Source organism: Collimonas sp. OK242, from assembly GCF_900107095.1.
In the GTDB taxonomy this organism is placed as follows: Bacteria; Pseudomonadota; Gammaproteobacteria; order Burkholderiales; family Burkholderiaceae_D; genus Collimonas.
This window is the reverse complement of record NZ_FNOR01000004.1, coordinates 135,677-148,257: the sequence shown is the minus strand read 5'-3', so window position 1 is coordinate 148,257 and position 12,581 is coordinate 135,677. Positions and strand designations below refer to the sequence as shown.

The following is a 12,581-nucleotide window of genomic DNA, read 5'->3' as shown; positions in this document are numbered from 1 at the left end:
GGCAAACTGTAGTGGTAAAAAAAGCGCCGCACAAGTGCGGCGCCTTTATATTTGGATCAATACTGAAATCCCGCCAAATTACTACTTGGCCGCCAGGGTATTTTCATTTAACCCGCCACCCAGCGAACGATACAGGTCAATCGCGTTGTTCAAACGCAACTGCCGCGTCTGGATCAGCGCCTGTTGTGCCGAGAACAGATCACGCTCCGCGTTGAGGCGATCGGTGGAACTGGCGATGCCATTCTTGTAACGCAGATCGGTTAATTTCACCCGTTGTTCCTGCGCTTTGACGAACGCATCCTGAGCCGCCAGCTGATCTTCCAGCGTACCACGGGCAACCAGCGCATCGGCCACTTCCCTGAATGCACTCTGTATGGTTTTCTCGTAGTTGGCAATCGCCAGATTCTTGCGGATCTCGCTCAGCGACAGGTTGGCGCGATTACGTCCACCCTCAAAAATCGGCAAGGTCAACTGCGGCACAAAAGACCAGGTACGGCTGCCTGCCGAGAACAGGCTGCCGAGCGATGTGCTGGAATTGCCGATCCCGGCCGTCAGCGAAATGGTGGGGAAGAAGGCGGCACGGGCGGCGCCGATGTTGGCATTGGCGGAGCGCAATTGCTGTTCCGCCTCACGGATATCAGGACGGCGTGTCAGCAGATCGGAAGGCAGGCCGGCCGGAATATCGGTGACGATCTGTTCATCCGACAACGATTGCGGCGCCGGCAACTCACCCAGCGGCTTGCCGACCAGAAGCTCCAATGCGTTGGTGGCCTGGCCGCGCTGGCGCGCCAGCGTAGTCAGCGACACGCGGGCTGCTTGCACCAAAGTCTCGGAATTGCGCAGATCAAGCTCGGATGATGCGCCGACATCAAAGCGCAACTTGTCCCGCTGGTAGTCGTCTAGCCGGCTATCCAGGGTTTGCTGCGCCAACCGTTGCTGTTCGGCGAACGACTGCTCGGCCAGGTAAGCTTGCGCAACCTGCGAAATCAGGCTGATTTGCGCGGACTGACGTGCTTCCTCGGTCGCCAGGTAGCTGGCCAGTGCGGCATCTTTCAAGCTGCGGACACGGCCAAAGAAGTCCAGTTCGAAAGAGGTCATGTTCAAGCCGACCGAATAGGCAGTGCCGACCGCGGCTTGGCCCGGAACCAGTTGATCGGCCGCTGTACGGCCGCGAGTGCGGCTGAAGTTGCCGTTCAAATGTGGCAGCGCATCGGATGCGGTGATGTCGTACTGGGCGCGCGCCTGCTCGATATTCAAGGCTGCGGTGCGCAGGTCGCGGTTGTTTTCAAGCGCCGATGCGATCAGCGCCTGCAGACGCTGGTCAGGGAAAAACTGGCGCCAGCCGAGCGCCACCGCTTCCAGTTGCGCCTGGCCGTCGGCAGCAGCCGGATAGCTGCCGGCCACCGGCGCTTCCGGCCGTACGTAGGTTGGCGCCATGGTGCAACCCGAGAGGACCCCTGCCAGCAGCAGGGCGCCGGTCAGCTGCTTGGGTAAGTACGCCGTCATTGCCATATTAAACATGCTGATTCTCCACATCTATTTTCTTGTTGGCCGCATACATCTTCCGTTGGCGTTCGCTGCCTTTGAAGAACTTGCGCACCACCACGAAGAACACCGGCACCAGGAACACCGCCAAGGCTGTCGCTGTGATCATGCCGCCCATCACGCCGGTACCGATTGCGCGCTGGCTGCCTGAGCCGGCGCCGGTCTTGATCGCCAGCGGCAACACGCCCAGGATGAACGCGAACGAGGTCATCAGAATCGGCCGGAACCGCAGATGCACCGCTTCCAGCGTCGCTTCGATCAGACCCTTGCCTTGCGCCTGCAGGTCTTTCGCGAATTCGATAATCAGAATCGCGTTCTTCGCCGACAAACCGACCACGGTAATCATCCCGACCTTGAAGTAGACATCGTTAGGCATGCCGCGCAAGGTCACGCCCAGCAGTGCGCCGAGAATCCCCAGCGGCACCACCAGCATCACTGACAGCGGGATGGAAGTACTTTCGTACAAGGCCGCCAACACCAGGAACACCGCCAGCAGCGACAATGCGTAGAGCATCGGCGCTTGCGAGCCGGAAGTCTTTTCTTCCAGCGACTGGCCGGTCCATTCAAAGCCGAAGCCAGGAGGCAGTTTGGCAGTCAATGCTTCCATCTCATCCATGGCTTCGCCGGTGCTATGGCCAGGTGCAGCGCCGCCGGAGATTTTCATCGCCGGATAGCCGTTGTAGCGTGTCAGTTGTACCGGACCATTGGTCCAGTGCGAGCTGGTGAACGACGAGAACGGCACCATGGTTCCTTGAGTGTTCTTGACATACAGCCTGGCCAGGTCTTCCGGTTGCAGCCGTTGCGGTGAATCGGCTTGCACGATTACCCGTTGCTGACGTCCCTGGTTAGGGAAGTCATTGACGTAGGAAGATCCAAGCGCAGTCGACAGCACGCTGTTGATGGCGTTGAACGAGACGCCCAGGGCATTGGCCTTGTCGCGGTCAATATCGAGTTGCAACTGGGGTGCATCTTCCAGGCCTTCGGGACGAACGCCAGCCAGGATTTTGCTTTGCGACGCCATGCCCAGCATTTGGTTACGCGCCGCGGTCAGCGCAGCATGCCCCTGTCCCGAACGGTCTTGCAGACGGAAGGTAAAGCCGGTGGCGTTACCCAGTTCCGGAATCGGCGGCGGATTCAGCGGGTAGACGATGGCGTCCTTGATTTGCGAGAACACGCCAAATGCCTTGCCCGCAATCGCGTCGGCCGACTGATCCGGCCCACGTTCGCTCCAGTCCTTGAGCGGCGTGAATACCAGGCCGGCATTCTGGCCGTTACCGGAGAAACTGAAACCGGTAATGGCCACCACATGGGCGACGCCAGGCAATTTCGCGTAATAGTCCTCAATCGTCTTGATGACTTCCAGGGTGCGGTTGCTGCTGGCGCCGGAAGGCAATTGCACGTTGGTGACGATGTAGCCCTGATCTTCGGCCGGCAGGAACGATGCCGGCAAGCGTGCATACAGCAAGCCGACGCATATCAGGATCGCGCCATATATCAGCAGGTAACGGCCGGTCTTCGTCAGCATCTTGGCGACTACGCCTTGATAGCCGTTGGTGGCAGCGCTGAACCTGCGGTTGAACCAGCCGAAGAAGCCCGTTTTCTCATGGTGATGTCCGGCTTCCACCGGTTTCAGGATGGTGGCGCACAGCGCTGGCGTCAGCGTAAATGCCATCAATACCGAGAACACCATCGAAGCTACCATCGACAGCGAGAACTGGCGATAGATGGCGCCGACCGCACCGCTAAAGAACGCCATCGGGATGAACACCGCGATCAGCACCAGGGTGATACCGATCAGTGCGCCGGTAATCTGGCCCATCGCCTTGCGGGTTGCATCGCGCGGCGACAAACCTTCTTCGCTCATGATGCGTTCGACGTTTTCCACCACCACGATCGCATCGTCGATCAGGATACCGATCGCCAGCACCATGCCGAACATGGTCAGCACGTTGATCGAGAAGCCGAACAGCAGCAAGGTGGCGAAAGTACCCATCAGCGCGACCGGTACGACCAGCGTCGGAATCAAGGTGTAGCGGATGTTTTGCAGGAACAGATACATCACCAGGAACACCAGGATGATCGCCTCTACCAAGGTCTTGACCACTTCTTCGATCGAAATCTTGACGAATTTCGAGGTGTCGTAAGGAATGGTATATGTGACGCCGGCAGGGAAGTACTTCGACAGTTCTGCCATCTTGGCATGGACTGCGGTAGCGGTGCCAAGCGCGTTGGCGGTTGGCGACAATTGCACGCCGACGAAGGAAGTCGGCTTGCCGTCGAGCCGGCCGGCAGTCGCATAAGACTGGCCACCGATTTCAATACGGGCAACGTCGCGCAGGCGCACCACCGAGCCATCCGCATTGGCGCGCAATTGGATATTGCCGAACTGTTCAACGGTATTCAGCTGGCCGGTGACAACCACGGTAGCGGAGATCTGCTGGGTACCGGGGCTAGGCAAATCGCCGATAGTGCCGCCTGCGACCAAAGCATTTTGTGCCGTGATCGCAGCCGTCACATCGGCTGGCGTCAGATTGAGGCCGACCAGTTTGGCCGGATCAATCCAGATCCGCATGGCGCGTTCGGTACCGAACAACTGAGCTTGGCCAACGCCCGGCACACGTTTGATTTCGTTCAGCACGTTACGCGACAGGTAATCGCCGAGCGCAATCGGATCGAGCTTGCCGTCACTCGATGACAGACCGATAAACATCAGGAAGTTACTGCGCGACTTGGTGACTTGCACACCTTGCTGCGTGACCGCCGCCGGCAGGCGAGCTTCCACTCGCTTCAAGCGGTTTTGTACGTCCACTGCTGCCAGGTCGGCATTGGTTTCAGGCGAGAACGTCACGGTGATAGCTACCGTGCCGTTAGCCTGGCTTTGCGACTCGATATATTGCAAACCATCGGCGCCGTTCATTTCCTGTTCAATCAGGCTGGTAACGCTATCGTCGAGAGTTTGCGCAGTTGCGCCAGGATAGGTGGCGTTAACGACAATCGTCGGCGGTGCAATCGAGGGATACTGGGCCACCGGTAATTGCGTGATGGCCAATGCACCCCCGAGCAGGATGAATATCGCCAGCACCCACGCAAATACGGGGCGATCGATGAAAAACTTGCCCATTAATAGGCTCCTTATTTAGCAGTTGAGGCAGCTGGAGCTGCGGCCGCGGCGGTAGCGGCAGCAGTCGGGTTCCATGGCGTTGGTTTCACCACCGCGCCCGGCTTGACCTTTTGCATGCCTTCGACGATCACCTTGTCGCCGGCTTTCAAGCCGTCGCTGACGATCCATTTATCGCCTTGCGCAACATCGGCCGTAACCGGACGTACCGCCACCTTGTTGTCGGAGCCGACAACAAATACCGAAGAACCGTTGAGGTCACGCTGCACGGCTTGTTGCGGCACTGTCAAGGCAGAAGCGTTAACTGCCTGTTCCAGCTTGGCGCGCACGTACATGCCCGGCAACAGGCTGTGATCAGGGTTCGGGAATTCTGCGCGCAAGGTGACTGCGCCAGTGTTGGCGTCAACCGTCAAATCGGAAAACAGCAATTTGCCCGATTGCGGATAAGGGCGGCCATCTTCGGTCACCAGCGTCACCTTAGCCTGCCCTTGACCGGCGCTTTGCAACTGGCCGCTCTTCATTGCTTGCTGCAGTTTGAGAATGTCGGTGCTGGACTGGGTCAGGTTGACGTAGATCGGATCGATTTGCTGCACGACTGCCAGTTGAGTCACTTCACCTTGACCTACCAGCGCGCCCTCGGTAACCAATGCCTTGCCGATGCGGCCGGAAATTGGCGAGGTCACAGTCGCGTAACCGAGATTGAGGCTGGCGGTCTGGCGGGCGGCCTTGGCCGATGCAACATCTGCCGCAGCTTGCTTCTGCGCCGCAACGGTGTCGTCATACTCCTGCTTGCTGACGGCGTTGACTTCCACCAGTGGCTTATAGCGTTGCGCTTTCAACGTTGCAGTAGTCAGATTTGCTTCGGCTCTAGCCAATGATGCTTGCGCACTGTCGTAAGCGGCCCGCAATGGCGCCGGATCAATCTGATACAAGGTTTGACCGGCTTTCACATCGCTGCCTTCGCGGAAGTCGCGCTTGAGCACGATGCCGGCTGCGCGTGCGCCGATTTGAGCGATACGGGTAGATTCCAGCCGACCCGGCAATTCAGTCGTGAGGGCCAGGCGTTCTGGCGCGATGGTGATGAAGGAAACACCGGCTGGCGGCGGCGCGCCCTGGGCGTCAGGTTTTTTGCCACAGGCGGCGACAGCGGACAATACCGCGATAGCCAGGGTGATACGCGTGAGACGATTGATGGAGCTAACTGAATTCATAAAATTCTCGCACGGTAATTGAAGAAAGACTGAGGAAAGACTGCAAATCTGACAGGTAACTCTGCTTCTGGAAATGACATAGGATATATAAGTAATTGCTTTGATGCACCGGATGCATTGCCTGAAAGCGGGTGGGACAGCCGGAATCCTGCTATTATACATACATACATGAATGTATGTGTTTTGCATATGTTGCGGTTTGTTGCCGTTTAATTATTTGCTGCAGATGCACAAAAACATGCAAAGTATCCTAACAGTTTGGAGGTCGGCTCAAAATGGCTAGAAGTACCAAAGAAGAAGCACTGGAGACGCGCAGCCGCATTTTGGATGCTGCTGTCGACGTGTTTCATACCCGCGGCGTGTCACAAACATCGCTGGCTGATGTAGCCAGCGCCGCAGGGGTAACACGCGGTGCGATTTATTGGCATTTCAAGAACAAGAGCGATTTATTCGACGCCATGTGCGAGCAGTTTCGCTTGCCGATGGAAGCCCTGATCACCAACAGCGCCGACGAGAGTGCTGTAGATCCGCTGGGTCAGTTCCGTAGCTGGTGTCTGTTTGCACTGGAAGAAGCGGTGCACAATCCGCAGACGCGCAAGATTTTCGACATCATTTTAAATAAATGCGAATTTGTCGATCCTGAAGATCCTATTTATATGCGTCAGCAGGAATGCTTTATAAAGGGCCGGATGAATATCCAGCGCATTCTGCGCTACGCTGTCGCCAAGGGCCAGTTGCCGCGTAATCTGGACACCGAATTGGGTGCTGTATCGGTGCAGGCACTGCTGTCAGGATTCCTGGATAACTGGTTGTTTAAACCGGACAGCTTTGATCTGGGAGCGCATACCGAAAGACTGGTAGATTTATGTATCTATATGCTGGAAACCGCACCGCCATTACGGAAAATATAGCCGGCCGGCGCCGGTCAAGTCATTGCTTGGCGGCATCGGTATCAATTATCTTTCTTAATACACCGCAGGCGCCAGCAAGGCATTAATCTGCTGCAGATCTTCTTCTTTCAAAGTGCCCACCGCTGACTTGAGTTTCAGGCTGTTCATCAGCGTATCGTAACGCGCCTTTGCCAAATCCCTGCGAGTGGAAAACAATTGCTGTTGCGCGTTCAGTACATCGATATTGATGCGCACGCCAACCTGGTAACCCAGCCGATTCGAATCCAGCGATGACTGGCTGGAAATCTCCGCGGCCTCCAACGCCTTGATCTGCGCCAAACCGCTGCTGACGCCGAGAAAGGCCTGGCGCGCATTTAGCGCCGCGGTTCTGCGCGCATTTTCAAGATCGGAACGCGCCTTGTCTTCCAGCGCCACCGCCTGCCGCACGCTGCTGTTGACAGCGCCGCCGGCATACAAGGGAATGGTCCATTGCACGCCGATCGAGTTGGACATTTGCGAGATATTGTAAAAAGGAATAGGGCTGCCGCTGACATCCGAATGCGTGCGGCTAGCCACCAGATCGACCGTAGGCAGATGGCCGGCACGGCTTTTCTTGATCTCATGCTGCGCCGTATCCAGCGCAATTTCCTGGCCGATCACACCGAAATTCTGTTGCTCGGCGCTGCTGACCCAGTTTTCAATCGCCGCCGGTTGCGGCGCGCTCAGCTGGACACCGGGGCGCAAGGTCGCCAGCGGCGCCGGCGGCTTGCCGATAATCTGTTGCAGCACGTTGCGGCCGACTTCCAGATTGTTTTTGGCCGCGATTTCCTGCGCGATCACCAGATCGTAGCTGGCTTGCGCCTCGTTGGTATCGGTAATGGTAGCGGTGCCGACGTCGAAATTGCGTTTGGCGGAAGCCAGCTGCTCGGCAATCGCACTTTCCTGGGCTTGCAGAGATGCCAAAACGTCTTGCGCCGTCAAGATGTCAAAATAAGCCTGGCTGACGCGCAATATCAAATCCTGCTGAGCCTGGGCAAATCGGACTTCGCCGGCGGCCACCGATAATTTGCCTTCCTGGTATTGCTGCCAATAGGCCGGACGAAACAGCGGCTGGGTCAGCTGCAAGCTGTAATTGTTGGTGACGGTCTTCCAGGATTCCCCGGCACGGCTGTAATTGCCGCCGAAGCCGACCGTCGGCAACAGGCCGGCGCGGCCCTGTACACCAGCTTCGTTGTTGGCGCTCAGCGCATAGCGCGCGCTGGTATACGAGGGATCGTTGGCCAACGCTTGCTGATACGTCTGTACCAGATCGACTGCTTGCGCATTCACGGCCAGCAATGCGCTAGCGACCAACGAAGCCATCAGGGTATTGCGCATTACACTCTCCGGAACAGTGCGGCAGGTCGATCCATATATCTATATGTCGGTGTGCCTATGTCTAGTAGGTCGGCATCCCTGGGTCCACCTGCTGCGCCCATGCATGGATGCCACCGGTCAGGTTGCTGACGGCAGAAAATCCGTGACGCTCGAGAAAAGCCGCGACCTGCATGCTGCGCGCGCCGTGATGGCAGATGCAGACGATCGCCTGATCCTCTTCCAGGTCATGCAGATGCGCGGGCACCGTTTGCATCGGCATCAGCCGCACTGCATCTATGTGGCAAGTCTCGTATTCCCACGGTTCGCGCACATCCAGCAACAATGGCGTCGGACGTTGCGGATCGGCGATCCAGGCGGCCAGTTCTGAGGCTGTGAGATGTTGCATGCGCTGGCTTAAAACTTGAAGTGGGAATGAACGGCGGCTTCACGCAACGGCTTGACATCGGTTTCAAACAGATGGCGCGCGCTGTAGTTGCTTTCAGAAGTGCGGGTAATGATTTGTGCCGTCATCACCGGCGCTTCGCCGAGGATTGCCACAATCCGGCCGCCGACATTGAGCTGCTTGAGGAAAGCGTCCGGCAGGGCGGCGAGCGAACCGGAGATCACGATCGCGTCGTAGCTCTTGGTTTCGCTCTGGTCCCAGCCTTGGGCGCCGTTGCCCAGTGCAACCTCGACATTGGTGATGCCGTAGGCAGCCAGGTTGTTTGCCGCCAATGCTTTCAGCTCGGGATCGATTTCAACCGTCGTAACATGCCGGGCCTTGTAGCACAGCAACGCGGCCATGTAACCGGAGCCGGCGCCGATTTCCAGCACTTGCTCATGTTTCTTTACGGCAGCTTCTTGCAGCAGACGTGCTTCAATCTTAGGCGCCAGCATGTTTTCGCCGCCTGGCAGGGGGATTTCAGTGTCGGAAAACGCCAGGCTCTTGTACGCGGCTGGAACGAATTCTTCACGCCGTACTACCGTGAGCAGCTCCAGAACGTCCAGGTCCAGCACATTCCAAGGGCGAATTTGCTGTTCGATCATGTTGAAGCGGGCTTGTTCGATATTCATGGTTAAGGCTCGGTAGTGAAAATAAAGGGCTCATTCTATCAAAGGCCACCCTCAAAAACCTATTGCGCGGTACGGTAAATACAGCGATCCCAGGCTGCGCAGCCTGGGATCGCATGCAAGAAGGGTCTGCGCTTACTCATAGTTCGGCTGGAGCAGGCATGGGCCGGCTAAGCAAGCCATGCAGGCAGAGGTCGATAAAACTGTTCAGATAAGTTTCCGGGTTGACGGCTTCGACGTGGCAGGGATTGAGAGGTTGCTGCCACATCATCAGCATGATGACCGGCGCGACCAGTACATTGGCGGTCTGGTGGACATCGATCGCACGAAATTCGCCGCGCTCGATGCCACGCTGCAGCAGGCGCACCAGCATGGCGTTGCCGCGCATGCTGACTTCTTCGCGATGGAAGGTCGCCAGTTCGGGAAAATTGCCCGATTCGGCCATCATCAGTTTGGTGATCCCGGCCAGTTTGGTGGCGCCGATACGCTCCCACCAGACCAGGATGATGTCACGGAACAGATCGGCGCTGGAGCCGTGGTAGCCGCCAATGATGTCGTCAGCTTCATCCAGCAGCGGCAGCATGTTTTCGCGCACCACTGCCTTGAACAATTCTTCCTTGTTCTCAAAGTACAGATACAGCGTTCCTTTGGAGACGCCAGCCCGGGTTGCGACATCGCCCAGCCGGGTGGCGGCAAAGCCGCGTTCGACAAACAAATCCAGCGCGGCCGCCAGCAATTCCTGTGGACGTGCTTCTTTGCGTCTGGCCCAGCGGGGTTTGGAGCTGAAAGGGCAGTTCATGAATGCCTTGGCAATATACTTAGCTTATTTATTAACTGACTTTTGAGTCAGTAATGTAAGCGGCAACCGCCGGAGTGTCAAGAAAACCAGGCGAATGTTAACAGGCCCTAGAACTTGGGGGTAGGGAGGGGGATTGCAAGTAGAATCTGGCCTTCGGTTCAATCCGCAATGCTATAGAGCGTCAAATGTTTTTAAAATATACATTACTTGTCGAAAGTATGGCTTGAGTACGCCAGGCATCACTTGCCGTCCCGATTGCGGCGCATGCTGTACCGCACCGTCGATCTCGTCGCCTATCCCTGGCATGCCCGACGGCAAGCCGGCGGGCGTTCGCTGTATTCAGCTGGATCCCGCCAATCTCTGCCGGATTTTCGGCAGTCCGGATCGTCCTGCCGTTTGCGCCAGCCTGCAGCCGGCATTGGATATGTGCGGCAGTTCCCGCGAGCATGCGATGCATTACCTGGCAATGCTGGAACGTTTGACCGCTGCCTAGAGTCAGTCTAATGATCGGCAGGAAAAAGAAAGAGGAAAAATTCGTATGCAATCTAGAAACTTTACTTCCGGCAAGGTTATGCCGGCGGTGTTGGCGCTATGCATTACACTGCTCTTATCGTCCTGCGCCGCCCTTATCGGACCGCGCGATGTGGAATTTCCGTTGGCTAAACTGCAGCAATCCGTTGACAAGCGTTTGCCGTTTTCGCAGCGTTATCTGGGCCTGTTCGAGATTACCGCCAGCCAGGCCCTGCTAAGCTTGCCGCCGGAGCAGAATCGCCTGTCGATGGCAACCGATGTGACAGTCGCCATGCCCCTGCTAGGTAAATCATGGAGCGGCAAGATGGCGATCTCAGGTGTACTGACCCTGGATAATCCACACAATGCCGTGACATTGCTGGAACCCAAACTGGACAGTCTGATGCTGAACGGCCTCGACGATACCTACGCCGCGCAAGTGACGCAGATAGGTAATTTGCTGGCGCGTCAATTGCTGGCCGGGGTGCCGTTGTATACCTTCAAGCCGGAAGATTTACGTTATGCCGGCGTAGCTTTCATGCCGACAAGAATCGGCACCAAGCCCGAAAACCTGGTGGTTACATTCGAACCTAGGCCCGGCAGTTGACCGCTCACTGACACTTGGAATGTTGTATGAACATTGATTTTGCTTCGTTTCATAAGGTTCGTCTCTTAGCAGAAAGCGCTACGGGCGCGATTGCACATTTTTCCGGCCCGCTGGCGTCGTTGCTCCTCCTAGCGGAGTACAGTCCGCGTCGTCGTCGCGCCTAGCCAGAGGGCCGGAAAAATGCACACTCGCACCCGTTCAACTACCGGCCCTAGGTTGAACCGGTAAAATAGTCAGCTGTTTTTAAGAAATATCCCGCAGCTTTACGACGGCCGGAGCGGTATCATTCGCCCCGGAACTTGATTTTCTTTCTATTTTTACTCCCCCGCCGCATGGATATTGTTCTCGCGTTACAAGTGCTCATCATGGGGCTGGTCTAGCGTGGCAGGCGGAAGAAAAGCCATTGGTATTTTAAAAATTGTAATCATTGAATCCTGAACAGGAGATTGTTGTGGCAAGTGTATGTTCCGCTGGTACCGATATCGGGTTTGCATCGCTAGACTATTTACAGGTTGCGATTCTTGGCGTGATTCAGGGGATCTCTGAGCTATTGCCGATTTCTTCCACCGCGCATATGCGCATCGTTCCGGCCATACTCGGCTGGCATGATCCCGGCTCCGCTTTTTCAGCAGCGATGCAGCTGGCGGCGCTGGCGGCCGTGGTCAGCTACTTCTGGCATGATGTGCGCGAAGTGACTGTCGGCAGCATCGCGGCGGTGCGTGAACGCAATTTCAGCAGCCCGTCATTCCGGCTGGGGATGGCGATCATCCTGGCGACGATCCCGATCGGGATTGCCGGACTGTCCCTGTCGCATGTGCTGAATGCCTGCGGCTCGCCGTTGCGCAGCCTGAGCGTGATCGGCTATGCCTGTATCGCCATGGGCGTACTGCTGGCGCTTGCCGAAGTCAGTTGCCGTCATCGCCGCACCGTCGGCGAGATGCGTATGCGTGACGCAGTGATCGTCGGCCTGGCACAGGTCGGTGCGCTGATTCCGGGCGTGTCGCGTTCCGGTTCGACCTTGACTGCTGCTTTGTTCCTTAATTTCAAGCGCGAAGAAGCGGCGCGCTTCTCCTTCCTGCTCGGTTTGCCGGCGATTGCGCTGGCCGGGTTGAAAGAGTTGCTGGTGCTGTTCCATTTGCATATGCCGCTGGAGACCTGGATGTTGCTAATCTTCGGTCTGGTGGTGGCCAGCATTTCGGCTTTTGGCGCGATCTGGGGTCTGATGAAATTCCTGGAGAAATTCTCAACCTGGCCGTTCATCGTCTATCGCATCGCTTTGGGAGTATTTCTCCTGGTCGGTGTCCATAACGGCTTCCTTAGCTGAGGAAGCCCTGACTAAGCTACTGCGCGATTCAATTTCAGGGCTGCGATGCTCATCGTACTTTCGTACGACTGCGCTTCTCCCCCTGAACTTGAACCGCTCGCTACGCTTACTCAGAGCTTCCTCTAATTAATCAGAGATTCTCTGAAATAA

Annotated in this window: 11 protein-coding genes; 4 read left to right on the top strand and 7 right to left on the bottom strand. The window is 56.9% G+C overall.

Going from position 1 to position 12,581, the window contains the following annotated elements; genetic code table 11:
* Nucleotides 1-81: 81 nt before the first annotated feature.
* Genes BLV81_RS05325 through BLV81_RS05315 form a run of 3 tightly spaced genes read right to left on the bottom strand, consistent with a single transcriptional unit; the run spans nucleotide 82 to nucleotide 5,874 of the window.
* Complete coding sequence (locus BLV81_RS05325; RefSeq protein ID WP_092353164.1) at nucleotides 82-1,521, bottom strand: efflux transporter outer membrane subunit; 1,440 nt, start codon at nucleotides 1,519-1,521, stop codon at nucleotides 82-84.
* Nucleotides 1,514-4,666, bottom strand: a complete 3,153-nt coding sequence (locus tag BLV81_RS05320) for an efflux RND transporter permease subunit (protein WP_092353162.1) — start codon at nucleotides 4,664-4,666, stop codon at nucleotides 1,514-1,516. The genes BLV81_RS05325 and BLV81_RS05320 overlap by 8 nt, the downstream gene beginning before the upstream one ends.
* Nucleotides 4,667-4,677: 11 nt before the next feature.
* Nucleotides 4,678-5,874: an efflux RND transporter periplasmic adaptor subunit gene (locus BLV81_RS05315; RefSeq protein WP_092353160.1), complete on the bottom strand. Its 1,197-nt coding sequence runs from the start codon at nucleotides 5,872-5,874 to the stop codon at nucleotides 4,678-4,680.
* Nucleotides 5,875-6,149: 275 nt separating this feature from the next.
* Here BLV81_RS05315 and BLV81_RS05310 point away from each other — a divergent pair, with 275 nt between their 5' ends.
* Nucleotides 6,150-6,785 (top strand): TetR family transcriptional regulator, encoded by a 636-nt coding sequence (locus BLV81_RS05310; protein ID WP_092353158.1) that lies wholly within the window; start codon nucleotides 6,150-6,152, stop codon nucleotides 6,783-6,785.
* A gap of 54 nt (nucleotides 6,786-6,839) precedes the next feature.
* Here BLV81_RS05310 and BLV81_RS05305 read toward each other — a convergent pair whose 3' ends face one another.
* From BLV81_RS05305 to BLV81_RS05290, 4 genes are all read right to left on the bottom strand, one after another.
* Nucleotides 6,840-8,141 carry a TolC family outer membrane protein gene (locus BLV81_RS05305; RefSeq protein WP_092353156.1) on the bottom strand — a complete coding sequence of 434 codons (1,302 nt, stop codon included), beginning with the start codon at nucleotides 8,139-8,141 and terminating at the stop codon, nucleotides 6,840-6,842.
* 61 nt (nucleotides 8,142-8,202) lie between these two features.
* On the bottom strand, nucleotides 8,203-8,526 hold the full coding sequence (locus tag BLV81_RS05300) for a rhodanese-like domain-containing protein (protein ID WP_092353154.1): 324 nt from the start codon (nucleotides 8,524-8,526) through the stop codon (nucleotides 8,203-8,205).
* Nucleotides 8,527-8,534: 8 nt separating this feature from the next.
* Nucleotides 8,535-9,194 (bottom strand): protein-L-isoaspartate O-methyltransferase family protein, encoded by a 660-nt coding sequence (locus BLV81_RS05295; RefSeq protein ID WP_092353152.1) that lies wholly within the window; start codon nucleotides 9,192-9,194, stop codon nucleotides 8,535-8,537.
* Between the two features lie 136 nt (nucleotides 9,195-9,330).
* Nucleotides 9,331-9,990, bottom strand: coding sequence for a TetR/AcrR family transcriptional regulator (locus BLV81_RS05290; RefSeq protein WP_092353150.1), 660 nt, complete (start codon nucleotides 9,988-9,990; stop codon nucleotides 9,331-9,333).
* A gap of 238 nt (nucleotides 9,991-10,228) precedes the next feature.
* Here BLV81_RS05290 and BLV81_RS05285 point away from each other — a divergent pair, with 238 nt between their 5' ends.
* From BLV81_RS05285 to BLV81_RS05275, 3 genes are all read left to right on the top strand, one after another.
* Nucleotides 10,229-10,483, top strand: a complete 255-nt coding sequence (locus BLV81_RS05285) for a YkgJ family cysteine cluster protein (protein WP_092353412.1) — start codon at nucleotides 10,229-10,231, stop codon at nucleotides 10,481-10,483.
* Nucleotides 10,484-10,528: 45 nt separating this feature from the next.
* A complete protein-coding gene (locus BLV81_RS05280) occupies nucleotides 10,529-11,107 on the top strand; it encodes a DUF1439 domain-containing protein (protein ID WP_092353148.1) in 579 nt (192 codons plus the stop codon).
* Between the two features lie 451 nt (nucleotides 11,108-11,558).
* Entirely contained in the window at nucleotides 11,559-12,431 is an 873-nt protein-coding gene (locus BLV81_RS05275; RefSeq protein ID WP_092353410.1) for an undecaprenyl-diphosphate phosphatase, read from the top strand.
* The last annotated feature ends 150 nt before the right edge of the window (nucleotides 12,432-12,581 follow it).